The organism is Novosphingobium percolationis (assembly GCF_020179425.1).
Lineage (GTDB): Bacteria > Pseudomonadota > Alphaproteobacteria > Sphingomonadales > Sphingomonadaceae > Novosphingobium > Novosphingobium percolationis.
Window position 1 is genome coordinate 763,482 of record NZ_JAILYM010000002.1, and the last position, 24,297, is coordinate 787,778.

Consider the following 24,297-nt stretch of genomic DNA (forward strand, 5'->3'; position numbering starts at 1 on the left):
ATGGCCCTTCACGACAAGGACCGCATCTTCACCAATCTCTACGGCTACCAGCCGTGGAACCTGCCGGCCGCGCAGGCGCGCGGGGATTGGGACAACACCAAGGCGCTGCTCGAACGCGGGCAGGACGCGATCATTCAGGAAGTGAAGGATTCAGGCCTTCGCGGCCGTGGCGGTGCGGGCTTCCCCACCGGCATGAAGTGGTCGTTCATGCCCAAGGAATCGAAGGACGGCCGTCCCAGCTTCCTCGTGATCAACGCCGACGAATCCGAGCCGGGTTCGTGCAAGGACCGCGAGATCATCCGCCACGATCCGCACAAGCTGCTCGAAGGCGCGCTGGTAGCGGGCTTCGCCATGCGCGCGCGGGCGGCCTACATCTACATCCGCGGCGAATACATCCGCGAGGCCGAGACGCTGTTCGCGGCGCGCGACGAAGCCTATGCGGCGGGCCTGCTGGGCAAGAACGCCTGCGGTTCGGGCTATGACTTCGACGTCTTCGTCCATCGCGGCGCGGGCGCCTACATCTGCGGCGAAGAAACCGCGATGATCGAAAGCCTCGAAGGCAAGAAGGGCCAGCCCCGCCTGAAGCCGCCGTTCCCGGCAGGCGCGGGCCTCTATGGCTGCCCGACCACGGTCAACAACGTCGAATCGATCGCGGTTGCGCCGACGATCCTGCGCCGTGGCGCGGCGTGGTTCTCCAGCTTCGGGCGGGAGAACAACAAGGGCACCAAGCTCTTCCAGATCAGCGGCCACGTGAACCGGCCGTGCGTCGTTGAAGAAGAGATGTCGATCCCGTTCAGCGAACTGATCGAGAAGCACTGCGGTGGCATTCGCGGCGGGCGCGACAACCTGCTGGCGGTGATCCCCGGCGGTTCGTCGGTGCCGCTGGTTCCGGCTGCGGAAATCTGGGACGCGCCGATGGACTTCGACGGCCTGAAGGCGGTCGGTTCGGGCCTCGGCACCGCTGCGGTCATTGTCATGGACAAGTCGACCGACATCGTCCGCGCGATCAGCCGCCTGTCGTACTTCTACAAGCACGAGAGCTGCGGCCAGTGCACCCCGTGCCGCGAAGGCACCGGCTGGATGTGGCGCGTGATGGAGCGCCTGCGCACCGGCGATGCCGACGTGTCGGAAATCGACATGCTGCAGCAGGTGACCAAGCAGGTCGAAGGCCACACCATCTGCGCACTGGGTGACGCGGCCGCATGGCCGATCCAGGGCCTGATCCGCCACTTCCGCCCCGAAATCGAACGCCGCATCGCGACACGCGCGGGCGACGTCCGGGAGGCTGCTGAATAATGCCCAAGGTCAAAGTAGACGGCGTCGAACTCGAAGTCCCGGTGGGCGCAACCGTCCTCCAGGCGTGCGAGCTGGCCGGCAAGGAAATCCCGCGGTTCTGCTATCACGAGCGGCTGAGCATCGCCGGCAACTGCCGGATGTGCCTTGTCGAAGTGAAGCCCGGACCGCCCAAGCCGCAGGCTTCGTGCGCGCTTCCGGCGGCGGAAGGCCAGGAAATCCGTACGGATTCCGAGATGGTCAAGAAGGCGCGCGAAGGGGTGATGGAGTTCCTTCTCATCAACCACCCGCTCGACTGCCCGATCTGCGATCAGGGCGGCGAATGTGACCTTCAGGACCAGTCCGTGGCCTATGGCCGCGGCACCTCGCGCTTCCACGAGCACAAGCGCGCCGTGACCGAAAAGTACATGGGCCCGCTGATCAAGACCACGATGACGCGGTGCATCCAGTGCACCCGCTGCGTGCGCTTCAGCGAGGAAGTCGCGGGTGTCGATGAAATCGGCGCGCTTTATCGCGGCGAGAACATGCAGATCACGACCTATCTGGAAAAGGCCGCGACCCACGAGCTGTCGGCCAACGTGATCGACCTCTGCCCGGTCGGCGCGCTCACCAGCGGGCCGTACGCCTTCGAAGCGCGTCCGTGGGAGCTGAAGAAGACGCTCGCCATCGACGTTTCGGACGCGATCGGTTCGAACGTGCGGCTCGACAGCCGTGGCCGCGAAGTGCTGCGCATCCTGCCGCGCGTGAACGATGACGTGAACGAGGAATGGCTGTCGGACCGTGGCCGCTTCCTGGTGGATGGCCTGACCCGCCGCCGCCTCGACAAGCCGTGGCTGCGTCGTGACGGCAAGCTGGTCGCCGCGAGCTGGGCCGAGGCGTTTGACGCCGTGGCGAAGATCAATCCGGGCTCGTCGGTTGCGGTGATTGCGGGCGACCTGGTCGATTGCGAGACGATGTTCGCCGCCAAGGCGCTCGCGGGCGCGCTGGGTTCCAGCCTGCTCGAAGGCCGCCAGACCGGGCTTGCCTACGATTGCTCGAACCTTGCCGCCGTCAATTTCAACTCGACCCTTGCCGGGATCGAGGAGGCCGACGCGGTGCTGATCATCGGGTCGATGGTCCGCGACGAGGCGCCGCTGCTCAACACCCGCCTGCGCAAGGCGGTGAAGAAGGGCGCGAAGGTCTTCATCGTCGGCCCGCACTGGGATCCGACCTATCCGGCGACCTTCCTCGGCGACGATCTGGCCGTGCTGGGCGATCTGCCCGCCGATGTCGTGGCCGCGTTCGAAGGCGCCGCCAAGCCTGCGGTGATCGTGGGCGGGGCCGGGCTTGCCAAGGGTGGCCGCGAAGCCGCGCTGGCGCTGTCGGAACGCTTCAACATCGTTCGCGAAGGCTGGAATGGCTTCAATGTCGTCCACATGGCGGCGAGCCGCATGGGCGGGCTGATGCTCGGCTATGCGCAGAAGGGCGGCATTGCCGACCTGATCGCGGCCAAGCCGAAGATGGTGATCTCGCTCGGTGCGGACGAAGTGGACTTCACCAAGTTCGCAGACAGCATGATCGTCCACATCGGCCACCACGGTGACAAGGCGGCGCACGCTGCCGACGTGATCCTGCCGGCAGCCGCCTTCAGCGAAAAGGACGGCACTTACGTCAACACCGAAGGCCGCGTGCAGTATGGCGAAAAGGCCGTGTTCGCGCCGGGCGAGGCCCGCGAGGACTGGACCATCCTGCGTGCGATGGCCGATGCGCTGGGCGTGACGGTGGGCTTCGACAGCTTCGAACAGCTGCGCGCCGCGATGGTTGCCGCCGTTCCGGCGCTGGGCACCGAAGGCCTTGCCGATTACGGCGCGCTTCCGGCCGCGCCTGCGGGCGTGAAGCCGGAAGGCGCGATCGCCGGGTATCCGATCAAGGATCGCTACCTCACCAACGCCATCGGTCGCGCCAGCCCGACGCTGCAGCGCTGCTCGGCGGAACTGATCCACGGTGAAGCCCAAGCGGAGGCCGCAGAATGACCGCGTTCTTCCAAAGCCTTGGCCTGTCCTACGAATGGGCCTGGGGCATTTCCACCATTTGCGGCATCCTGCTGATCGCGCTGCCGCTGATGCTCGGCGTGGCGATGATCATCTATGCCGACCGCAAGATCTGGGCGGCCATGGCGCTGCGCCGTGGTCCGAACGTGGTCGGCCCGCTCGGGCTGCTGCAGTCGTTCGCGGACGGGTTGAAGGTCTTCCTTCAGGAAACCATCATTCCGAGCGCCGCGAACAAGGGCCTGTTCCTGATCGCGCCGATCATCACCTTCACGGTGGCGCTGATGGCGTGGGCGGTGATCCCGTTCAATTCGGGCGCGGTGCTGGCCGATGTCAACGTGGGCCTGCTCTACGTGCTCGCGATCTCGTCGCTGGGCGTTTACGGCGTGGTGATCGCGGGCTGGTCGTCCAACTCGAAGTACCCGTTCTTCTCGGCCATGCGCGCTTCGGCGCAGATGATCTCGTATGAAGTCTCGATCGGCTTCATCCTGATCTGCGTGGTGCTGTGGGCCGGATCGTTCAACCTGAACGCCATCGTCCACGCGCAGAAGGATCACGTCTGGATCATCAACGGTTTCGTCGCGAACCCGCTGCTGTTCCCGATGTGGGTGATGTTCCTGATTTCGGGCATGGCCGAAACCGCGCGCGCGCCGTTCGACCTGACCGAGGCGGAATCCGAACTCGTCGCCGGCTACCAGACCGAATATTCTTCGATGAGCTTCGCGCTCTACTGGCTGGGCGAATACGCCAACGTGCTGCTGATGTGCGCGCTCAACGCCACGCTGTTCTGGGGGGGCTGGCTGCCGCCGCTCGACATTCCGGTGCTGTACTTGGTGCCGGGCTTCGTGTGGCTGCTGCTCAAGATCCTGTTCTTCTTCTTCGTGTTCAGCTGGGTGAAGGCGACGGTTCCGCGCTATCGCTATGACCAGCTGATGCGCCTGGGCTGGAAGGTGTTCCTGCCCGTCTCGCTGCTGTTCGTATTCGTGATCAGCGGCTACCTCATGGCTACCGGACACTTCGCATGACCGCCGCACAGCTCATCAAGAGCTTCACCCTGTGGGAGTTCGTGAAGGCGCACTGGCTGACCTTGAAGTATTTCTTCAAGCCCAAGGCGACGATCAACTACCCGTTCGAAAAGAACCCGCTGTCCCCGCGCTTCCGTGGTGAGCACGCCTTGCGCCGTTATCCCAACGGCGAAGAACGCTGCATCGCGTGCAAGCTGTGCGAGGCGGTCTGCCCGGCGCAGGCGATCACGATCGAGGCCGAACCGCGTGAGGACGGCAGCCGCCGCACCACGCGCTACGACATCGACATGACCAAGTGCATCTACTGCGGCTTCTGCCAGGAAGCCTGCCCGGTGGATGCCATCGTCGAGGGGCCAAACTTCGAATTCGCGACCGAAAGCCGCGAGGAACTGCTCTACGACAAGGCCAAGCTGCTGGCGAACGGGGACAAGTGGGAGCGCGCGATCGCTGCCAATCTTGAAGCCGATGCGGCGTATCGGTAAGGGGCCGCGAAAATGATCCAGGCATTTGCCTTCTACCTCTTCGCGACGCTGATGATCGCCTCGGGCGCCATCACCATCCTCGCCCGCAACCCCGTGCATTCGGTGCTGTGGCTGATCCTTGCGTTCTTCAACGCGGCGGGCTTGATGGTCCTCGTCGGCGCTGAATTCATCGCGATGCTGCTGATCATCGTCTACGTCGGCGCGGTCGCGGTGCTGTTCCTGTTCGTGGTCATGATGCTCGACATCGACTTCGCCGAACTGCGCGCAGGCTTCGTCAACAACTTCCCGCTGGGCTTCGTGCTGGCGGTGGTGCTGCTGGCTGAACTGGTGCTGGGCGTGGGCGCCTATCGCGCCGGGGCCTTGCCGCTGGGCGTGGCGGACGGTTCGGGCGCGGCGGCGGCCGGGCTTTCGAACACCGCCGCGATCGGCGCGCTGCTCTACAGCCGCTATCTGTTCCTGTTCGAAGCGGCGGGCGTGATCCTGCTGGTGGCCATGATCGGCGCGATCGTGCTGACCCATCGCCAGCGCAGCGGCGTGCGCGGCCAGAACATCTCGAAGCAGGTCGCGCGCCGTCCCGAGGACGCCACGATCAACGTGCAGCCGGAAGTGGGCAAGGGGGTCTCGCTCTAATGATCGGCATCGAACACTATGTCGTCGTCAGCGCGATCCTTTTCGTGCTCGGCGTGCTCGGCATCTTCCTCAACCGCAAGAACGTCATCATCATCCTGATGGCGATCGAGCTGATCCTGCTGTCGGTGAACCTGAACCTGGTCGCCTTCAGTGCCGCGCTCCATGACCTCGTCGGCCAGATCTTCGCGATGTTCGTGCTGACCGTGGCGGCGGGCGAAGCGGCGATCGGCCTTGCGATCCTCGTCATCTACTTCCGCGGCCGTGGCACCATTGCCGTTGACGACGTCAACCGGATGAAGGGCTAAACCATGTCGTCCATCCTGTTCATCGTCTTCCTGCCGCTTGCGGCAGCGATCATCGCCGGTCTCGGCAACAAGAAGCTGGGCTTCGTTCCTTCGAAGGTCGTGACGACCGGCGCGCTGTTCATTTCGTGCGCGCTGTCGTGGACGATCTTCCTGTCGTTCCTGAACGGCAGCGCCGAAGCGACCGTGGTTCCGGTGCTCCAGTGGGTGAAGTCGGGCGATCTCGATTTCGCCTGGGCGCTGCGCGTCGATACGCTGACGGCGGTCATGCTGGTGGTCATCACCAGCGTCTCCGCGCTCGTGCACCTCTATTCGTGGGGCTACATGAGCGAGGAGCCGGACCAGCCGCGTTTCTTCGCGTACCTGTCGCTGTTCACTTTCGCCATGCTGATGCTGGTGACCGCCGATAACCTCGTCCAGATGTTCTTCGGCTGGGAAGGGGTGGGCCTCGCGTCCTACCTCCTGATTGGCTTCTGGTTCCGCAAGCCCTCGGCCAACGCCGCCGCGATGAAGGCCTTCGTGGTCAACCGCGTGGGTGACCTTGGCTTCATGATGGGCATCTTCGGCGTGTTCCTGGTGTTCGGCACCGTGTCGATCCCGACGATCCTGCACACGGCGCCGCAAGTGCTGAACGGTTCGACCATCGGCTTCCTGGGCCACCGCTTCGACACCGCCACCGTGCTGTGCATCCTGCTGTTCATCGGCGCGATGGGCAAGTCGGCGCAGCTGGGCCTGCACACCTGGCTGCCCGACGCGATGGAAGGTCCGACCCCGGTGTCGGCGCTGATCCACGCGGCGACGATGGTCACCGCGGGCGTGTTCATGGTGTGCCGCCTTTCGCCGCTGTTCGAAACCAGCCCGACGGCGCTGGCGTTCGTGACCTTCATCGGCGCGGCGACCTGCTTCTTTGCGGCCACGGTCGGCACCACGCAGACCGACATCAAGCGCGTGATCGCCTATTCGACCTGTTCGCAGCTGGGCTACATGTTCTTCGCGGCTGGCGTCGGCGCTTATGGCGCGGCGATGTTCCACCTGTTCACGCACGCCTTCTTCAAGGCGCTGCTGTTCCTGGGTGCGGGCTCGGTCATCCACGCGATGCACCACGAACAGGACATGCGCTATTACGGTGGCCTGCGGAAGCACATCCCGCTGACCTACTGGGCGATGATGGCGGGCACGCTGGCGATCACCGGCGTCGGCATCGTCGACGTGGCGGGCTTTGCGGGCTTCTATTCGAAGGACGCGATCCTCGAAGCAGCCTATGCCAAGGGCACCGAACTGTCGCACTTCGCCTTCTTCATGGGCATCTTCGCGGCGCTGCTGACCAGCTTCTACAGCTGGCGCCTCGTGTTCCTGACCTTCTTCGGCAAGCCGCGGTGGGAGCAGAGCGAGCACATCCAGCACGCGGTTCACGATGCGCATGGGCACGGTCATGACGATCATGGCCACGACCATGCACACGGTCACGACGACCATGGCCACCACGATGCGCATTCGGACGGCACGGCGGGCTATCACCCGCACGAAAGCCCGGCGAACATGCTCGTGCCGCTCGGCATCCTGTCGCTCGGCGCGGTGGCTGCGGGCTTCGTGTTCCACGGTGCGTTCGTTTCCGAAGGCACGGGCGAGTTCTGGAAGGGTGCGCTGGTGTTCAACGAACACCTGATCCACGCGATGCACGGCGTGCCGGACTGGGTGAAGTGGGCGCCGTTCGCGGTCATGGCCACGGGCCTGCTGATCGCCTGGTACGGCTACATCAAGAACACCCGGTTCCCTGCGGCGTTCGTCGACCAGTTCGGCTTCCTGTACCGCTTCCTGCTCAACAAGTGGTACTTCGACGAGCTCTATCACTTCATCTTCGTCCGTCCCGCCATGGCGCTGGGCCGGGTGTTCTGGAAGGTGGGTGATCAGGGGATCATCGACCGCTTCGGACCGAACGGCGCGGCTTGGGTCGTCGCCAAGGGGAGCAAGGCCGCGGTCAAGCTCCAGTCCGGATATCTCTACAGCTATGCGCTGGTCATGCTCGTCGGCCTTGTCGGCGCGATCAGCTGGGTGATTGCACGATGAGCGGCTTTCCTATTCTGAACCTCATGCTGCTGGTGCCGCTGGTCGGCGCGGTGGCGTGCCTCAAGGCGGGGCGTGAACAGGCGCGGATGATCGCGCTGGTGACGACGCTTGTCGATCTGGTTCTGGGCGCGCTGCTCTGGGCCAATTTCGACACCGGTGGCGCGCAGTGGCAGTTCACGGAGCGGGCGAACCTGTTCGCCGGGTTCCAGTGGGCTCTGGGCATCGACGGCATCGCGCTGTTGCTGATCGCACTGACCGTGTTCCTCATGCCGATCTGCATCGGCGCGAGCTGGAACTCGATCGAGAAGCGCGCCGGGGAATATTACGCAGCGTTCCTGCTGATGGAGACGCTGATGATCGGCGTCTTCGCGGCGCAGGACCTGTTCCTGTTCTACATCATGTTCGAAGCCGGCCTGATCCCGATGTACCTGATCATCGGCATCTGGGGCGGCGCGGACCGGATCTACGCCAGCTACAAGTTCTTCCTCTACACGCTGCTCGGCTCGGTTCTGATGCTGATCGCGATGTTCTGGATGGTGAACGCGGCCGGCACGACCGACATCCCGACGCTGATGCAGTACAACTTCCCGCCCCACGCGCAGACCTGGCTGTTCCTGGCGTTCTTCGCCAGCTTCGCCGTCAAGATGCCGATGTGGCCGGTCCACACATGGCTCCCCGACGCGCACGTTCAGGCCCCGACCGCAGGTTCGGTGATCCTGGCGGGCGTGCTGCTGAAGATGGGCGGCTACGGCTTCATCCGTTTCTCGCTGCCGATGTTCCCCGAAGCTTCCGCGCAGTTCGCGCCGCTGGTGTGGGGCCTGTCGATGGCGGCGGTGGTGATCACCTCGCTGATCGCGCTGGTGCAGCACGACATGAAGAAGCTGATCGCCTATTCCTCGGTCGCGCACATGGCGATCGTGACGATCGGCCTGTTCGCCTTCAACACGCAAGGCCTCGAAGGCTCGATGCTGATCATGCTGAGCCATGGTCTGGTCGCGGGCGCGCTGTTCCTGGGCGTGGGCGTGATCTACGATCGCCTGCACACCCGCGAGATCGACCGTTACGGCGGCCTTGCGATCAACATGCCCTACTTCGCGCTGTTCTTCCTGCTGTTCACGATGGCCTCGATCGGCCTGCCGGGGACCAGCGGCTTCGTTGGCGAGTTCCTGTCGCTGATGGGCGTTTACCAGGAATCGAGCTGGGTGGCGCTGGTCTGCACCACGGGCATCATCCTGGGCGCGGCCTACATGCTCTACCTCTATCGCCGCGTCGTGTTCGGCGAGCAGAAGAACGCCGATGCCGCCGCCATGCCCGATCTCGACGCGCGCGAATGGGCGATGATGGTGCCGCTCGGCCTCGTGACGCTGTGGATGGGCGTTTATCCGGAATCGTTCCTCGCGCCGATGCGCAAGGACATCGCGTTGCTCGAAGCGCGTGTCGCCGTCGCTGCGCCCAAGGGCGATGCACAGGTCAAGAAGGGGGCTGCCAAGCCCGCTGCCGAACATGAAGCCGCGCACGGGGAGGCGCACTGATGGAACTCGTCCGCTCTCTCCAACTCGTCGCAGGCGAGGAAGTCCTCAGCATTTCGGGCCTGATCCTGCTGCTGTGGGCCGCCTGGGCTGGTGATAAGGCTGCGCGCGCGATCTCGATCGCCAGCGTTGCGGTGTTGACCGTTGCCGCGCTGATCGCCGCGCCCGCGCTGTACGGTGCTGCCATGGGGGCCGATACGGTGGCCTTCGGTGGCCAGTATCGTGCCGACGCCTTCTCGGCTTTCGGCAAGCTGCTGATCTACGCTTCGGCGGCGGTCACACTTATCGTCGCGCCTGCGTTCTTCGACCGCTTCAAGGCGATGCGTGCCGAATTCCCGCTGCTGGTGCTGTTCGCGGCGCTGGGCATGGGGATGATGGTTTCAGCGACGGACCTGCTGACGCTCTACATCGGCCTCGAACTCAACAGCCTTGCCTCCTATGTTCTCGCCGCGATCCTGCGCAGCGACGAGCGTTCGGCGGAATCGGGCCTCAAGTACTTCGTGCTGGGTTCGCTCGCCTCTGGCATCCTGCTCTATGGTGTCAGCCTGACGTACGGCTTCACCGGCACCACCAGCTTCGAAGGCATCCGCCACGCCCTTTCGGCGGGCACGCTGTCGACCGGCGCGGTGTTCGGCATGGTGTTCGTGCTGGCGGGCATGGCCTTCAAGATCAGCGCCGCGCCGTTCCACATGTGGACGCCCGACGTTTACGAAGGCGCGCCGACCCCGGTGACGACCTTCTTCGCCACGGCGTCGAAGGTTTCGGCGCTGGGCTTGCTGATGCGCATCAGCCTGATGGCGTTCGGCGCGGCTCCGGCAGCGTGGCAGCAGATCGTGATCTTCGCCGCAATCCTGTCGATCGTGATCGGCGCGCTGGGCGCGATCGGTCAGGACAACATCAAGCGCCTGATGGCCTATTCGTCGATCAACAACGTCGGCTTCATCCTGATTGGCCTCGCCTGCGCCAACCAGCCCGGCGCGGCCGCGATGCTGGTCTATATCGCGATCTACGTCGCGATGTCGGTGGCGGGCTTTGTCGCGGTGCTGATGCTGCGTGACGAGAACGGCGATCCGGTGGAATCGATCGCGGACCTTTCGGGTTTGTCGAAGACCCGTCCCGGCCTTGCCGCTGCGCTGGCTGCGGTGATGTTCAGCCTCGCGGGCATTCCGCCGCTGTTCGGCTTCTGGGGCAAGTTCGTGGTGTTCCAGGCCGCCGTGCAGGCGAACCTCGTGGCGCTCGCCGCGATCGGTATCGCCGCCTCGGTGATCGGCGCGTTCTACTACCTCAAGGTCGTCAAGGTGATGTACTTCGACGAAGCCGTGGACAAGGTCCGTGGCAAGTCGGACCTCGCCCACGGCGTGCTGCTGGTGATCGCCTCGGTGTTCATCTCGCCGCTCGGCTACCTGCTGACCAACTGGCTTCACACGCTCGCGGGTAACGCGGCGGCGGCGCTGTTCCACGTCTGATGGCAAACCACGGCAACGCGGCATGATCGAGACGATCGCGGAGATCGGTTCGACCAATGCCGCGCTGCTGGCGCGGCTTGGCGCGGGCGAGGGCAACCCCGAGGGGGCCTGGCTCGTCGCCGACCGGCAGAGCGCTGGGCGCGGGCGCGCGGGGCGCAGTTGGTCCGATGGCTTCGGCAATTTCATGGGATCGACCGTGGCGCACTTGCGCAGTGGCGATCCCCTGCCGCAGACGCTGGCGCTGGTCGCAGGGCTTGCCGCGCACAAGGCGGTTCTGGCGCTGGCGCCGGGGCTGGCCGATCTGCAACTTAAGTGGCCGAACGACCTGCTGGTGGGCAAGGCCAAGCTGGCCGGCATCCTGCTGGAACGGCAGGATGATGGCGTGGTGGTCGGTATCGGCGTCAATCTGGCGCAGGCGCCCGATCTGCCCGATCGGCCGACGGCTTCGCTGGCGGGGCTGGGCCATCCGGTGACGCGCGATGCCTTTGCGCAAGCGCTGGAGCAGGAATGGCTGTGGGCGCTGACCCGCTGGCATCAGGGCGAATGGGCGGCTTTGCGGCAGGAATGGTGCGCGCGGGCGCATCGCGTGGGAAGCCTGATCAGCGTCAACGACAGCGAGCATGGCCTGTTGATGGGCGCGTTCGGCGGCATCGACGACAACGGTGTTGCGCTTCTGCGCTTGGCGGATGGCGCGACCCGTGCCATCCACGCGGGCGACATCGACCTGGTGGGCTGACGTGCCTTGAACCGGGCGGGAGAAGGACGAAACTGATGCTGCTGGCAGTCGACGTGGGCAACACCAACGTGGTCTTCGCGCTGTTCGACGGGCGCGAGATCAAGGGCCGCTGGCGCGTCGCCACCGACCCGCGCCGCACGGGCGACGAATATGCGGTGTGGCTGCTGCAACTGCTCCAGCTGGAAGGCTATGATCGCAAGCAGGTCGAGCAGATCGTCATTTCGACGGTGGTGCCGCGCGCCCTGCACAACCTGAAGGTGCTGGCGCAGAAGTACTTCGGCATCGACGCGCTGGTCGCGGGCGAGGGGCTGGCGAGCTATGGCTTTGTCGCCGACGTTGACGAGCCGCGCTCGCTGGGCGCGGACCGCGCGGTCAATGCCATTGCCGCGCACGCCAAATATGCGGGCGACCTGATCGTGGTCGATTTCGGCACCGCGACGACGTTCGACCACATCGATTTCATGGGCACCTACAAGGGCGGGATCATTGCGCCGGGGATCAACCTGTCGCTCGATGCGCTGGTCAATGCCGCGGCCAAGCTGCCACGCATCGCCATCGAGGCGCCGGGCAGCCGCACCGTGATCGGCCGCAATACCGAAGACCAGATGCACATCGGCGTGTTCTGGGGGTATGTCGCGATGATGGAAGGCCTGATCGCGCGGATGCGAAGCGAGATCGGTCGCCCGGCGCAAGTGGTGGCGACCGGCGGCCTTGCCGTGCTGTTCGGCGACCACACCGATATTTTCGACCACGTCGACGCGGACCTGACGCTGGACGGCATTGCGCTGCTCGGCGAACGTGCGGCGTCGCTGGCGTAAGATCATGATTTTGAGGGAGATGCCGTGAAGCCCGGTAAGGAACTGCTTTTCCTCGCGCTCGGAGGTTCGGGCGAAATCGGGATGAACGTCAACCTCTACGGTTGCGATGGCAAATGGCTGATGGTCGACCTCGGGATGACCTTCGCCGATCCGCATTATCCGGGGGTGGACCTCGTGTTCGCCGACCTCGAATTCATCGAGGAGCGGGCGAAGGACCTGATCGGCATCGTGCTGACCCACGCGCACGAGGACCACATCGGCGCGGTGCCCTATTTCGCGCAGGAACTGGGCGTGCCGCTTTATGCGACGCCGTTCACCGCGCGCCTCGTCAACGAAAAGCTGGTCGAGGCGGGGATCGACAAGGTGGTCGAGCTGAACGTGGTGCCCAACGAGGCGGCGTTTAGCCTGGGGCCGTTCGACATCCGCTATGTGCCTCTGGCGCACTCGATCGCCGAGGGCAACGCGCTGGTGATCGACACGCCTTATGGCCGGGTGTTCCACACCGGCGACTGGAAGCTGGACGACGAGCCGCGCGTCGGCACGCCCGCGACCGAGGACGAACTGACCGCAATCGGCGACGAGGGCGTGCTGGCGCTCGTCTGCGATTCGACCAACGTGTTCAATCCGAACCCGTCGGGTTCGGAAGGCGCGGTGCGCGCGGGGCTGCTCGAATCGGTTTCGCAGTTCAGCGGTCGGCGCGTGGTGGTGACAACCTTCGCGTCGAACGTGGCGCGCCTGCAGACGCTGGGCGAGGTGGCCGAGGCGACCGGGCGTCAGCTTTGCGTGGCGGGGCGCTCGCTCGACCGGATCATCTCGGTGTCGAAGGCCTGCGGCTATCTGCAGGATTTCCCCGAGACGATCAGCATGGACCGGGCAATGGACCTGCCGCGCGGCGAGGTGATGATCCTTGCCACCGGCGGGCAGGGCGAGGCGCGCGCGGCGCTGGCGCGGATCGCGGGCGAGCAGCATCCGATCAAGCTGGAAAAGGGCGATGTCGTGCTGTTCTCCAGCCGCCAGATCCCCGGCAACGAACTGGCGATCGGACGCATCCAGAACCAGCTGGTGGAAAAGGGCATCCAGCTTGTCACCGACCGCCAGTCGATGATCCACGTGTCCGGGCATCCGGGGCGGCCCGAGCTGGTCGCGCTCTATGATTGGATCCGCCCGCAGATGCTGGTGCCGGTGCATGGCGAAATGCGCCACATGACCGAGCAGGCGCGCCTGGGCCGCGACGAGGGCATTCCCAGGGCGATCGTGCAGAAGAACGGCGATCTGGTGCGTCTGGCGCCCAACGGGCCGCACAAGCTGAGCGCGGTGCGCGCAGGCCGACTGGTGCTGGATGGCGACATCATCGCGCCCGCCGATGGCGAGGCGATGGGCGTGCGGCGCAAGCTGGGGCAGGGCGGGATCGTGGCGGTTTCGCTGGCGGTTTCGCGCGAGGGCAAGCTGGTTTCTTCGGTGCAGGTCGCGCCGGTCGGGCTGCCGCTGGACGAGGATCTGGGCGACTTCGTGATCGAGGCTGAAAGCGATGCGGCCGAGGCGGTGCGTACCCTCAAGGGCGATCGCAAGCGGGACCGCGTGGCGGTTGCCGAAGCGGTGCGTCTGGCGGTAAGGCGGGCGGCGCAGCGCTGGAGCGGCAAGAAGCCGGTGGTCCAGGTTCTGCTGCGCGAATCCTGAAGGAATTCAGCCAGATGAAGTGGACGTCGATCGTCGCGATCTTTTCGCTGTTCTGGGTGTTCTCGGCGTTTCTGGTGATGCCGTTCGGGGTGCGCACCCCGGACGAGCTGGGCGTGGAGAAAGTGCCGGGGCAGGTCCATTCGGCGCCGGCCAACTGGCGGCCGGGCCGCGTGGCCAAGCGCGCCACGGTGCTGGCGATCGTGCTGTTCGGCCTTTATTACGTCAATTACGTCAACCGCTGGATCACGACAGACGATCTCGACGTGTCGCGGCTGATGGGGATCTGATTGCCTCCCCGGGCGGGGAGGAACGTTGTCAGACGCCTTCGAGCGCGTATCCGGCCGAGCGCACCGTGCGCACCGGATCGGGTGCCGAGGGCAGGGCGATGGCCTGGCGCAAGCGGCGGATGTGGACGTCGACAGTGCGCAGTTCGATGTCGCTGCCGCTGCCCCACACCGCATCGAGCAGTTGCCCGCGCGAGAACACGCGGCCGGGGTGTTCCATGAAATGCTTGAGCAGGCGGAACTCGGTCGGCCCGATCTTGAGCGATTCGCCGCGGCGGGTGACGCGGTGCGCGGTGGGATCGAGCGTGAGGTCGCCCACGGTGATCGTCTCGCCAGCCAGCGCCGGGCGAACGCGGCGCAGCACAGCGCCGACGCGGGCGATCAGCTCGCGCGGGGAGAAGGGCTTGGTCACGTAATCGTCGGCGCCGGTTTCGAGGCCACGCACGCGATCGTCCTCGTCGTGGCGGGCGGTCAGCATGATGATGGGGACGTGCGCGGTGGACTTGTTGCGACGCAGGCGGCGGCAAACTTCGATGCCGCTGGTACCGCCGATCATCCAGTCGAGCAGGACCAGATCGGGCGTGTCCTCGGCCGCAAGCAGCAGCGCTTCGTCGCCATCGTCGGTGGTGCGGACATCGTAGCCTTCGCCGCGGAAGCGATATTCGACCAGTTCGGCGAGGGCCGTATCATCCTCGACGAGAAGCAGCTTGGGAGCCGACACACATTCCTCCGTGACAGTCGTGTGTGCATGACACGCGTAGTGTTACCGGCGTGTGACGAACTCCCTGATCGCGATCAGGCCGGTGGAATCACGTCCTCACGCTCGGGCAGGTAGGTGCCCGTGGCGGCGTAGTGAACCATTTCGGCGATGTTCGTGGCCTGGTCGCCGATACGCTCGATGTTGCGCGCGACGAACATGAGCTGCGCCACCGAGCTGATCGTCGCGGGGTTTTCGACCATGTACGACACGAAGTTGCGGAATACGCTGTCGTAGAAGGCATCGACCTTGGCATCGCGCTGGACGATCTCGGCCGCAGCGACGGCATCGCGCGCGGCAAACGCGGTCAGCACGTCGTGGACCATGTCCCCCGCCATCTCGTTCATCACGGGCAGCAGCGTGAGCGGCTCGAAGCGCTTGCGCCCCTCGATGTGGCCGACGCGCTTGGCGATGTTCTTGGCATAGTCGCCGATGCGCTCGATCACGCCCGCGATCTTGAGGGCGGCGATCACTTCGCGCAGGTCGTCGGCCATGGGCGCGCGCAGCGCAAGGACGCGCACGGCAAGGCGATCGACTTCGGCTTCCAACTGGTCGATGCGCTTGTCGCGCGCGACGACGCTGGCGGCCAGTTCTTCGTTGCCGCTGACCAGCGCGTCCATTGCCTCGGCGATGGAAAGTTCGGCCAGGCCGCCCATTTCCGCGACCAGGCCGCGCAGGCGGGTGATGTCTTCGTCGAATGCCTTGACGGTATGTTCGGCCACCATGTTCCGTTCCTTCAGCCGTAACGCCCGGTGATATAATCCTTCGTGCGCTCTTCACGCGGATTGGTAAAGATGTCGGACGTGGTGCCGTACTCGACGATCTTGCCAATATGGAAAAATGCTGTGCGCTGCGAGACGCGGGCGGCCTGCTGCATCGAGTGGGTGACGATGACGATGGCATAGCGCCCGCGCAATTCGTCGATCAGTTCCTCGATGCGCGCGGTGGCGATGGGATCGAGCGCGGAGCACGGCTCGTCCATCAGGATCACTTCGGGATCGACCGCGATGGCGCGGGCGATGCACAGCCGCTGCTGCTGGCCGCCGGAAAGCGCGGTGCCGCTGTCCGACAGGCGATCCTTGACTTCGTCCCAGAGCCCGGCGCGCTGGAGCGAGGTTTCGACGATGCCGTCCAACTCGCTCTTGGAGCCGGTGACGCCGTGGATGCGCGGGCCATAGGCGATGTTGTCGTAGATCGACTTGGGGAAGGGGTTCGGCTTCTGGAAGACCATGCCCACGCGGGCGCGCAGCTGCACCACATCCATCTTCGAGCGGTAGATGTCCTCGCCATCGAGCAGGATCTCGCCTTCGACGCGGGCGCCCGGAATGGTGTCGTTCATGCGGTTCAGCGAGCGCAGGAAGGTCGACTTGCCACAGCCCGACGGACCGATGAACGCGGTGACGTAGCTGCGCGGAATGTCGATCGACACGTCATCGATGGCGCGCTTGGTGCCATAGAATACCGAGACGTTCTTCGCGCTGATCTTCGCTTCGGCGACGGGGTCGGGAAAGACCGCGGCGGGGGCTGCGGCAGGAGCAGGGGCGTTCATGTTACCACCGTTTCTCGAAGCGGTTGCGCAAGTAGATCGCAAGGCCGTTCATCAGGAGCAGGAAGACGAGCAGGACGACGATCGCGGCGCTGGTGCGCTCGATGAAGCCGCGGTCGATTTCGTCGGACCACAGGAAGATCTGGACGGGCAGCACGCTCGACGGGGCGACGAAGCTTGACGGAGCGCTGGCGACGAAGGCGCGCATGCCGATCATCAGCAACGGCGCGGTCTCGCCCAGCGCGCGGGCCATGCCGATGATCGTGCCGGTGAGGATGCCGGGCAGGGCGAGCGGAAGCACGTGGTGGAACACCACCTGGATCGGGCTGGCGCCCATGGCGAGCGCGGCGTCGCGGATCGAGGGCGGCACCGCCTTGATCGCGTTGCGGCCCGAAATCACGATGACCGGCATGGTCATCAGTGCCAGCGTCATGCCGCCGATCAGCGGGGCCGAACGCCAGTTGGGAAACAGGCCGAGGAACACGGCAAGGCCGAGAAGGCCGAAGATGATCGAGGGCACCGCCGCGAGGTTGTTGATCGAGATTTCGATCAGGTCGGTCCAGCGGTTACGCGGCGCATATTCTTCGAGGTAGAGCGCCGAGAGGACGCCGACCGGGAAGGCGAGCAGGAGCGTGACGAGCATCGTCATCATCGAGCCCTTGAGCGCGCCCCAGATGCCGACCGCCTGCGGGCTGGTGGCATCCGAACGAACGAGGAAGCCCCAGTCGAAAGCACGCACGAGCTTGCCTTCGTTCATCAGACGCTTCGCCGTGGCCTGGAGCGCCGGTTCGCCGCCGCCGCGCATGGCCGAGGCGAGATCGTCGCTGGCGGGCAGAGAGACGGTCGCTTCCGGCTGATCGAGCATGGCGGGCTTGTCGATGATGGCCTGGCCAAGATCGCGCCACGCGCTGTTGCCGAGCAGACCCGCGCCGCCTGCGCCGAAGGCCTGGTCGGCCGCGCCATCGACCGCCATGGGCAGTCCGGCGCTTTCCAGTCCGCCCAGCGGATCGGCTTGCGCAAGACGCGAGGGATCGATCAGCACGGTGCCCTTGAGCGGCACGGTCAGGCGCAGTTCGGCGCGCTGGAAGCCGGCAATGCCGTTCGAGGTCATCGAGACGAGCAGGAAGGCCAGCACCAGCGCCGAAAAGACGATGGCGGAAAGGCCGAGCAGGCGGAAGCGGCGGTCGGCGGCGTAGCGGCGGGCAAGGCCAGCCTGCATCCGCGCCCGCCGCGCGGCCTGGATCTGTTCGAAGCTGTCGCTCATCTGCCGGTCACTCGTAGGCTTCGCGGTAGCGCTTGACGACGCGCAATGCGATGAAGTTGAGGGTCAGGGTGACGAGGAACAGCACCATGCCCAGCGCGAACGCCGACAGCGTCGCGGGATGGTCGAAGCTGCCTTCGCCGGTCAGCATGGCGACGATCTGGAAGGTGACCGTGGTCATCGACTGGAACGGATTGGCAGTGAGGTTGGCAGACGCACCCGCTGCCATCACCACGATCATGGTTTCGCCGATGGCGCGGCTGATCGCCAGCATCACGCCCGCGACGATGCCGGGCAGCGCCGCCGGGACCAGCACCTTGCGGATCGTCTCCGCCTTGGTCGCGCCCATGGCGAGGCTGCCGTCGCGCATCGCCTGCGGCACGGCGGCGATCGAATCGTCGGCCATCGAGGAGACGAACGGAATGATCATCACGCCCATGACGAGCCCTGCGGCCACCGCGCTTTCGGTCGAGGCGCTGGCGATGCCGATGGCCTGCGCCGCATCGCGCACGGCGGGTGCAACGGTCAGCGCGGCGAAGTAACCGTAGACGACGGTGGGCACGCCCGCGAGGATCTCGAGCAGCGGCTTCATCACCTGGCGCACGCCGTTCGAGGCATATTGCGTGAGGTAGATCGCGCTCATCAGGCCGAGCGGGATGGCCACGATCATGGCAATGATCGCGCCGATGTAGATCGTGCCCCAGAACAGCGGGATCGCGCCGAACTGCTTGCCATCGACCGCGCCGCTGCTCATCGGATCGGGCGCCCAGTGGGTGCCGAACAGGAAATCGATGGGCGAAACCATCGAGAAGAATCGCGCGGTTTCGAACACGAGGCTGGCGACGATGCCGAGCGTGGTCAGGATCGCCACCAGCGAGGCGAACAGCAGCAGGTTCATCACCGCGCGTTCAACGCGGGTGCGCGCGGTGAAATCGGGCGTGAGCCGCAGGAACGAGAACGCGCCGCCAGCAAACGCGATCAGCACGGTGACGATCAGGCCGATCGCTTCGTAGCGCAGGATCGCCGCGCGGAAGGGCTCGACGAGGCCTTGCGCTTCGGTGTTGAACACGGCCGCTGCGCTGCCGGTGGCGACCGCGCGGGCCTCCGACAGCATCGAATCGCGTTCGAACCCGAAGGCGGGAAGGACCGAGGCGGCCGGATCGGCCAACACGGATTGCGTTATCAGGCCGGGGCTGATGGCGTTCCAGGCGAACGCGAAGAGCAGCGCCGGCACCGCGATCCAAAGTGCCACGTACCAGGCATGGAAATTGGGCAGCGAATGGATGCGGCCTCCCGGCGCGGCGCGACGGAAGGCCCATGCCCGGGAGCGTGCCGCCAGCCAGCCGACGAGACCCAGCCCGAAGGCGAGCAGAAGCAGGACGGCTGGCGACATGACTCTTCGGGTATCCTTACTTCAGTTCGCTGCCATCGAGCACGGGCAGGTCGGCGACGGCCTTGGCGCTCTTGGCGAGCACGTCGTCCGGCGCGACGACCATGCCGAGCTTGGCGAGCGTTCCGCCCTTGCCCCACGCCTTTGACCATTCCGTGACATAGGCCTGCAGGCCCGGAATCGCCTTGAGGTGTGCCTTCTTGACATAGATGTAGAGCGGACGTGCGCCGGGATAGCTGAAATCCGAGATCGACTGGTAGGTCGGCACGATGCCCGACATGGTCAGGCCCTTGAGCTTGTCGCTGTTCTCTTCGAGATACGAGAAGCCGAAGATGCCGATGGCCTTGGGGTTGGCCTCGATCTTCTGGACGATCAGGTTGTCGTTCTCGCCCGCATCGACATAGGCGCCGTCTTCGCGCACTTCGCCGCACACGGCGTCATGCTTGTCCTTGTCGCTTTCCTTGAGCGCCTTCATGTCCGGATTCGCGTCGCAACCCTTGGTCAGGATCAGCTCCTTGAGCGCATCGCGCGTGCCCGAGGTCGACGGCGGGCCGTAGACGAGGATCGGCTCGGCAGCGAGCGCCGGGTTGACGTCCTTCCACGTCTTGGCGGTGTTGGGCTTGCCATAGGGGTTCTTGGCCAGCGCCTTGTAGACGTCTTCCGGGGTCAGGGCCATGCCGGGGCCGTTCTTGCCCTCGGCGAAGGCGACGCCATCGAGGCCGACCTGGATCTCGACGATCTCCTTGACGCCGTTCTTCTGGCAGTCCTCGAACTCGGACTTCTTCATCCGGCGCGAAGCGTCCTCGATATCGGGGTGCTGCGGGCCGACGCCGGCGCAGAACAGCTTCATGCCCGCACCCGTGCCGGTCGATTCGATGATCGGCGACTTGATCGAGGCATCCGACTTGGCGAGCTGTTCGGCGACCGCCTTGGCGAAGGGATAGACCGTCGAGGAACCGACGGCGCGGACCTGATCGCGGCTGCCGCCACCCTGCGAGCCGCAACCGGCGAGCGAGAGAGCGGTAAGGGCGACGGTGGCGAGAGCGACGTTATGCTTGGTGATCATGGGGAAGATCCTTCCTTCCGCTGGGGCTGCGCGGCCAATGCGACGATCTCGTGACGGTTTTATGACAAAAACATTTTGAAGGGGAGAGGCTGTCACGAAGCGGCTCCCGCCAGGGCGATGCGAATGGTCACGGTCGTCCCTACGCCGAGCGTGCTGGTGATGTCGAGTTTGCCTCGGTGGCGTTCCACGATGTGCTTGACGATGGCGAGCCCCAGCCCGGTTCCGCCGGCCTGGCGGCTGCGGCCGGGATCGGTGCGATAGAAGCGCCGGGTGAGGTAGGGCAGGTGATCGGGGTGGATGCCTTCGCCCCGGTCCGTCACTTCGAGCACCGCCTCGCGCCCTTCGATGGCCAGCGAAACGTGGACCGGCTTGTCAGCCGCGCCGTACTTCATGGCATTGTCGATGAGATTGCGGATCACCTGGTCGAGTTGCTGGCGATCGCCGATAACGGGGGCGGGCACCGCGCTGACGGTGACGCGATCTTCGCCCACGGTCGCGCCCACTTCGCCGACGATGCTTTCGGCGAGCTGGCCGAGATCGATGCGCTCCTTGGGCGGCTCGTGCTTTTCGGCCTCGATCCGCGACAGGCTCATCAGGTCTTCGACAAGGCTTTGCAACCGCTTGGATTCACGCAGCACCGTGGCGTGGAAGCGCGCGGTGGTGGCCTTGTCGATCTTCGCATCGGGATCGGACAGCGTTTCGACGTAACCGATGATCGAGGCAAGCGGCGTGCGCAGTTCGTGACTGGCATTGGCGACGAAATCGGTGTGGGCGCGGCTGATGTCGGCCTCTGCCGTGCGATTGACCAGCTCGATCAGCGAAAAGCGCTGGTCGATGGCGACGCGGTTTACCTGCCAGATCGAGCGCGGGCCGGTAAGGCCGCGCACCATGGCGCTGCCGCCGGGCTGGTCGAGCAGCTTGACCGCGGCGGGATGGCGCAGCGCCACGCGCGCGTCCTGCCCGACGATGTGCGGGCCCAGCGCCTCGCGCGCGGCGGCGTTGGCAGCGGCGATGCGCTGGTTGTCGAGCATCAGCACGGGGACGCTGAACGGTTCGACCAACTGGACCATCGCCTGTCGGCTGACCGAGCCTTCGTCCGGTCCGCGTGTCGTCACGGTCGGTTCGGGGCGGGCGAGCCAGATCGTTGCCAGCCACACGATCAGCACCGCGACCGCCAGCCAGGCATTGGCGCCGGCCACGATCATCGCGACCGCCGTGCCGATGGCGACGGCGATGCTCGACCAGGGAAGCGTTGAGCCTTTCATGCCTGTGCTTGATACCATCCATGTTACCGAAGCGTGACAGCGATTTGCAGCCGGACGTCCGGATTGGCCGCGCCCTTAGGCGAGGGCAACCCATGGGGGCAAGGCGGGCGATGCGGGGGACCGGGAAATCCCTTGGGAAAACAACACGAGTTCCCTTGGGTTGTCTAACGAATGTCAAAAAACCATCAAGAAAGTCACAAACTGTAACAAAAACGTCTTTTAAGCGTCATAATCGGCCTCGCATCCAACGGGGAGCCGTCACGTGCGCCAGTCTTTCGCTTTGATCATCGCCGCCGCCGCCGCCGCGGCCTGCCTTTCCACCCCCGCACAAGCGCGCGACGATGCGCAAGGGTGGGGCGCTGCAACCGTCAACGTCGATCTTGGCGGCGGCTTTCGGGCCAGCAACGAGACCGTTCTTCGCTTCAGCGACAACCGCGGCGGTCTCTACGAGATCGAGGACAATGTGATGGTGGGCTACAAGCCCAGCAAGCAGGTCACGCTGTGGATCGGCTATACCCATAACCCGCAATACGATCACGGCGACTTCACGCGCATGGAGCATCGCTTTCGCCAGCAGGTCAACGTCGACAACTTCGCGCAGATCGGCAAGATCAAGCTGTCGGGCCGCGTGCGACTGGAAGAGCGCTGGCGCGACGGGCAGGGCGGTCCCGCCTGGCGGCTGCGGCCTTATGTGAAGGCCACTGTGCCCGTCGCGGGCAAGGTGAACCTGGTGGCCAGCCACGAAAGCTTCATCGATCTCAATACCAACGCCTTTCAGCGCGTGGGCGGTGAAGAGCGCATGCGCAACTTCGTCGGTTTCGCCGCCCCGCTGTCAAAGAAGATCGGAATCGAGGCTGGCTACCTGTTGCAGCACGGCTTCGTGCGCAATGGTCCGGACAACCACGACCACGTGCTGTCGGTCTCGCTGACGGGCAATTTCTGACGCCGGATCCGGAATCGCGATTTCGGAGAGGGGGCCATCGGCAACGGTGGCCCTTTTCGTGCGCGATGCTGATATTGCTCAAACCGTGCCGCGATGGGTGGATCAACGCAGGCTTGAATTATCGAGGCTATTGGTGACCCCTACGGGAATCGAACCCGTGTTTCAGCCGTGAGAGGGCGGAAAATAGGGCGTTGCTGAACGTCAGTGAACCCCAGAAAACCGCCGATTTTTAGATTTGCGTTCACCCTTGTTCACCTGCCTTCGGTAACGCATATTACCGAAATATTCCCGAAGGTGCTTCATGGCCAGAACCGTCCGCGACTACCGACTCGAAACCCGCGCTGCCCGCGCCCGGCTGGGACAGCGAACAGAACCTTATTGGATGCTGCTGAGCGAGGGCTTCCACCTGGGCTATTACCGGGGGAGGCAAACCGCCAAGTGGGTCGCCCGGCATCGTCCGGCTGGGCAGGCGGCTGCCTATACCAAGACAACGCTGGGAGAGGCGGACGACACTTCGGACGCGGACGGCGTGCGCATCCTCGATTATCGCCAAGCGCAGGACAAGGCGCGCGAGTGGTTGCGGGCGGTTGAAGGTGGTGTTGCCGTCACGGCCAGCTTCACCGTGGGGGATGCCTTGGACGAATACCTAAAGGCCTTCACCAAGAAAGACCTGGCGAACACCAAACGGCGCGTCGAACAGTTTGTGCGCCCGGCGCTGGGCAACGTTCGCTTGGCCCGGCTGACAGCGGCGCAGGTGCGAGGATTCCTGAACGATCGTGCGAACACCCCGGCACGGCTGCGGACCCGCAAGGGAGAGGAACAGAAGGTTCGCCCGCTCGATACGCCCGAGGCGATGCGGCGGCGCAAATCAACCGCGAACCGCGACCTGACGGTTTTGAAAGCCGCGCTTAATCTCGCCTTCGCCAATGGGCGCATTGCCAGCGATCATGCGTGGCGCACGGTCAAGCCCTTCAAGAACGTGGATGGTGCGAAGCTGCGCTACCTGTCGGACGACGAAGCGCGGCGGCTGGTCAATGCCTGTTCGCCCGAGTTTCGTCCGATCGTGCAAGCGGCGCTGCTTACCGGCGCGCGGTGGGGCGAGTTGCGCAACGTGTCCGTTGTCGATTTCGACCTTAGGGCCGGGACCGTCCGGCTTGTCGAAACCAAAGGTGGCCAGCCGCGCGACTGCTACCTTGAAGGGGAAGGGCTGGCGCTGTTCAAAGCGCACACGATCGGCAAGGCGGGCGATGCCCCTGTGTTTCCTGCGCCTGGCGGCGCGCGCTGGACGGATTCGACCCAAATCCGCCGCATGACCTTGGCGTGTGAAGCCGGTAACGTGACCCCGCCCGCTGCCTTCCATGACTTGCGCCGCACTTTTGGCGCGCGGCTGGCACTCGCAGGCGTCCCAATGGCAGTGATCGCGCAGGCGTTGGGCCACAAGGACGAGCGGATAACCCGCAAGCACTACGCGCACCTTTCGCCTTCCTATGTCGCTGACACGGTGCGGCAGCATACGGCGGGGCTGGGCATCGTGGATACTTCGCCCGACAACGTGACCGATTTGCGATCCAGTGCCGCCGCGTAGATCGGAACTGTTTGGACCGCGCAGGCGGACAAGGCGGAGAACCGGAACCGCTTTGGCGGACGGGGTTGGCCTGCGCTGAACTTCCCGTCTAATTATTCGGCATGAACCCGCACGACTTCATCGCCAAGTATCGCAACGCCGAATTGAA

Annotated in this window: 22 protein-coding genes; 15 read left to right on the forward strand and 7 right to left on the reverse strand. The window is 65.1% G+C overall.

Going from position 1 to position 24,297, the window contains the following annotated elements; genetic code table 11:
* The 13 genes from nuoF to K3A84_RS08125 are packed head-to-tail and all read left to right on the forward strand — an operon-like array spanning window position 1 to window position 14,339.
* On the forward strand, window positions 1–1,296 hold the full coding sequence (gene nuoF, locus K3A84_RS08065; RefSeq protein WP_225008803.1) for an NADH-quinone oxidoreductase subunit NuoF: 1,296 nt from the start codon (window positions 1–3) through the stop codon (window positions 1,294–1,296).
* Window positions 1,296–3,305, forward strand: a complete 2,010-nt coding sequence (nuoG, locus tag K3A84_RS08070) for an NADH-quinone oxidoreductase subunit NuoG (protein WP_225008804.1) — start codon at window positions 1,296–1,298, stop codon at window positions 3,303–3,305. Before nuoF ends, nuoG begins: the two co-directional genes overlap by 1 nt.
* Window positions 3,302–4,345, forward strand: a complete 1,044-nt coding sequence (gene nuoH / locus K3A84_RS08075) for an NADH-quinone oxidoreductase subunit NuoH (RefSeq protein WP_225008805.1) — start codon at window positions 3,302–3,304, stop codon at window positions 4,343–4,345. Before nuoG ends, nuoH begins: the two co-directional genes overlap by 4 nt.
* Window positions 4,342–4,827: an NADH-quinone oxidoreductase subunit NuoI gene (nuoI, locus tag K3A84_RS08080; protein WP_225008806.1), complete on the forward strand. Its 486-nt coding sequence runs from the start codon at window positions 4,342–4,344 to the stop codon at window positions 4,825–4,827. Before nuoH ends, nuoI begins: the two co-directional genes overlap by 4 nt.
* A gap of 12 nt (window positions 4,828–4,839) precedes the next feature.
* Window positions 4,840–5,457, forward strand: coding sequence for an NADH-quinone oxidoreductase subunit J (locus K3A84_RS08085; protein ID WP_225008807.1), 618 nt, complete (start codon window positions 4,840–4,842; stop codon window positions 5,455–5,457).
* A complete protein-coding gene (gene nuoK, locus K3A84_RS08090; RefSeq protein ID WP_169492928.1) occupies window positions 5,457–5,762 on the forward strand; it encodes an NADH-quinone oxidoreductase subunit NuoK in 306 nt (101 codons plus the stop codon). The genes K3A84_RS08085 and nuoK overlap by 1 nt, the downstream gene beginning before the upstream one ends.
* Before the next feature lie 3 nt (window positions 5,763–5,765).
* A complete protein-coding gene (nuoL, locus tag K3A84_RS08095; protein ID WP_225008808.1) occupies window positions 5,766–7,826 on the forward strand; it encodes an NADH-quinone oxidoreductase subunit L in 2,061 nt (686 codons plus the stop codon).
* Complete coding sequence (locus K3A84_RS08100) at window positions 7,823–9,358, forward strand: NADH-quinone oxidoreductase subunit M (protein WP_225008809.1); 1,536 nt, start codon at window positions 7,823–7,825, stop codon at window positions 9,356–9,358. The genes nuoL and K3A84_RS08100 overlap by 4 nt, the downstream gene beginning before the upstream one ends.
* The gene (nuoN, locus tag K3A84_RS08105) at window positions 9,358–10,821 is read left to right on the forward strand and encodes an NADH-quinone oxidoreductase subunit NuoN (RefSeq protein WP_225008810.1); all 1,464 of its coding nucleotides are present in this window, start codon (window positions 9,358–9,360) and stop codon (window positions 10,819–10,821) included. Before K3A84_RS08100 ends, nuoN begins: the two co-directional genes overlap by 1 nt.
* Window positions 10,822–10,843: 22 nt before the next feature.
* On the forward strand, window positions 10,844–11,557 hold the full coding sequence (locus tag K3A84_RS08110) for a biotin--[acetyl-CoA-carboxylase] ligase (RefSeq protein WP_225008811.1): 714 nt from the start codon (window positions 10,844–10,846) through the stop codon (window positions 11,555–11,557).
* Window positions 11,558–11,592: 35 nt separating this feature from the next.
* Window positions 11,593–12,375, forward strand: coding sequence for a type III pantothenate kinase (locus K3A84_RS08115; RefSeq protein ID WP_225008812.1), 783 nt, complete (start codon window positions 11,593–11,595; stop codon window positions 12,373–12,375).
* 24 nt (window positions 12,376–12,399) lie between these two features.
* On the forward strand, window positions 12,400–14,052 hold the full coding sequence (locus K3A84_RS08120; RefSeq protein WP_225008813.1) for a ribonuclease J: 1,653 nt from the start codon (window positions 12,400–12,402) through the stop codon (window positions 14,050–14,052).
* Between the two features lie 14 nt (window positions 14,053–14,066).
* On the forward strand, window positions 14,067–14,339 hold the full coding sequence (locus K3A84_RS08125; RefSeq protein WP_225008814.1) for a DUF1467 family protein: 273 nt from the start codon (window positions 14,067–14,069) through the stop codon (window positions 14,337–14,339).
* Window positions 14,340–14,367: 28 nt separating this feature from the next.
* Here the strand turns inward: K3A84_RS08125 and phoB are convergent, their stop codons facing one another.
* The 7 genes from phoB to K3A84_RS08160 all read right to left on the reverse strand — a co-directional run bounded on the left by phoB (window position 14,368) and on the right by K3A84_RS08160 (window position 21,621).
* Window positions 14,368–15,057, reverse strand: coding sequence for a phosphate regulon transcriptional regulator PhoB (phoB, locus tag K3A84_RS08130; protein WP_225008815.1), 690 nt, complete (start codon window positions 15,055–15,057; stop codon window positions 14,368–14,370).
* Between the two features lie 74 nt (window positions 15,058–15,131).
* Complete coding sequence (gene phoU / locus K3A84_RS08135; protein ID WP_225008816.1) at window positions 15,132–15,818, reverse strand: phosphate signaling complex protein PhoU; 687 nt, start codon at window positions 15,816–15,818, stop codon at window positions 15,132–15,134.
* Between the two features lie 11 nt (window positions 15,819–15,829).
* Window positions 15,830–16,642, reverse strand: a complete 813-nt coding sequence (pstB, locus tag K3A84_RS08140; protein WP_225008817.1) for a phosphate ABC transporter ATP-binding protein PstB — start codon at window positions 16,640–16,642, stop codon at window positions 15,830–15,832.
* 1 nt (window position 16,643) lies between these two features.
* Window positions 16,644–17,903, reverse strand: coding sequence for a phosphate ABC transporter permease PstA (pstA, locus tag K3A84_RS08145; protein WP_225008818.1), 1,260 nt, complete (start codon window positions 17,901–17,903; stop codon window positions 16,644–16,646).
* Between the two features lie 7 nt (window positions 17,904–17,910).
* Window positions 17,911–19,293, reverse strand: coding sequence for a phosphate ABC transporter permease subunit PstC (gene pstC, locus K3A84_RS08150; protein ID WP_225008819.1), 1,383 nt, complete (start codon window positions 19,291–19,293; stop codon window positions 17,911–17,913).
* A gap of 16 nt (window positions 19,294–19,309) precedes the next feature.
* A complete protein-coding gene (locus tag K3A84_RS08155) occupies window positions 19,310–20,356 on the reverse strand; it encodes a substrate-binding domain-containing protein (protein WP_225008820.1) in 1,047 nt (348 codons plus the stop codon).
* 92 nt (window positions 20,357–20,448) lie between these two features.
* On the reverse strand, window positions 20,449–21,621 hold the full coding sequence (locus tag K3A84_RS08160) for a sensor histidine kinase (RefSeq protein ID WP_225008821.1): 1,173 nt from the start codon (window positions 21,619–21,621) through the stop codon (window positions 20,449–20,451).
* Window positions 21,622–21,883: 262 nt separating this feature from the next.
* On the opposite strand from K3A84_RS08160, the gene K3A84_RS08165 reads away from it, so the two are divergent.
* Window positions 21,884–22,564: a DUF2490 domain-containing protein gene (locus K3A84_RS08165; RefSeq protein ID WP_225008822.1), complete on the forward strand. Its 681-nt coding sequence runs from the start codon at window positions 21,884–21,886 to the stop codon at window positions 22,562–22,564.
* Window positions 22,565–22,865: 301 nt separating this feature from the next.
* Window positions 22,866–24,149: a tyrosine-type recombinase/integrase gene (locus K3A84_RS08170; protein WP_225008823.1), complete on the forward strand. Its 1,284-nt coding sequence runs from the start codon at window positions 22,866–22,868 to the stop codon at window positions 24,147–24,149.
* Window positions 24,150–24,297 lie beyond the last annotated feature (148 nt).

Coding starts and splice junctions, on each gene's coding strand:
- nuoH (WP_225008805.1), top strand. CDS start 3,302: ATGACCGCGTTCTTCCAAAGCCTTGGCCTGTCCTACGAATGGGCCTGG.
- K3A84_RS08085 (WP_225008807.1), top strand. CDS start 4,840: ATGATCCAGGCATTTGCCTTCTACCTCTTCGCGACGCTGATGATCGCC.
- K3A84_RS08110 (WP_225008811.1), top strand. CDS start 10,844: ATGATCGAGACGATCGCGGAGATCGGTTCGACCAATGCCGCGCTGCTG.
- nuoL (WP_225008808.1), top strand. CDS start 5,766: ATGTCGTCCATCCTGTTCATCGTCTTCCTGCCGCTTGCGGCAGCGATC.
- nuoG (WP_225008804.1), top strand. CDS start 1,296: ATGCCCAAGGTCAAAGTAGACGGCGTCGAACTCGAAGTCCCGGTGGGC.
- nuoF (WP_225008803.1), top strand. CDS start 1: ATGGCCCTTCACGACAAGGACCGCATCTTCACCAATCTCTACGGCTAC.
- K3A84_RS08155 (WP_225008820.1), bottom strand. CDS start 20,356: ATGATCACCAAGCATAACGTCGCTCTCGCCACCGTCGCCCTTACCGCT.
- K3A84_RS08115 (WP_225008812.1), top strand. CDS start 11,593: ATGCTGCTGGCAGTCGACGTGGGCAACACCAACGTGGTCTTCGCGCTG.
- K3A84_RS08160 (WP_225008821.1), bottom strand. CDS start 21,621: ATGAAAGGCTCAACGCTTCCCTGGTCGAGCATCGCCGTCGCCATCGGC.
- pstC (WP_225008819.1), bottom strand. CDS start 19,293: ATGTCGCCAGCCGTCCTGCTTCTGCTCGCCTTCGGGCTGGGTCTCGTC.
- nuoI (WP_225008806.1), top strand. CDS start 4,342: ATGACCGCCGCACAGCTCATCAAGAGCTTCACCCTGTGGGAGTTCGTG.
- K3A84_RS08170 (WP_225008823.1), top strand. CDS start 22,866: ATGGCCAGAACCGTCCGCGACTACCGACTCGAAACCCGCGCTGCCCGC.
- K3A84_RS08100 (WP_225008809.1), top strand. CDS start 7,823: ATGAGCGGCTTTCCTATTCTGAACCTCATGCTGCTGGTGCCGCTGGTC.
- pstB (WP_225008817.1), bottom strand. CDS start 16,642: ATGAACGCCCCTGCTCCTGCCGCAGCCCCCGCCGCGGTCTTTCCCGAC.
- phoU (WP_225008816.1), bottom strand. CDS start 15,818: ATGGTGGCCGAACATACCGTCAAGGCATTCGACGAAGACATCACCCGC.
- nuoN (WP_225008810.1), top strand. CDS start 9,358: ATGGAACTCGTCCGCTCTCTCCAACTCGTCGCAGGCGAGGAAGTCCTC.
- pstA (WP_225008818.1), bottom strand. CDS start 17,903: ATGAGCGACAGCTTCGAACAGATCCAGGCCGCGCGGCGGGCGCGGATG.
- K3A84_RS08125 (WP_225008814.1), top strand. CDS start 14,067: ATGAAGTGGACGTCGATCGTCGCGATCTTTTCGCTGTTCTGGGTGTTC.
- nuoK (WP_169492928.1), top strand. CDS start 5,457: ATGATCGGCATCGAACACTATGTCGTCGTCAGCGCGATCCTTTTCGTG.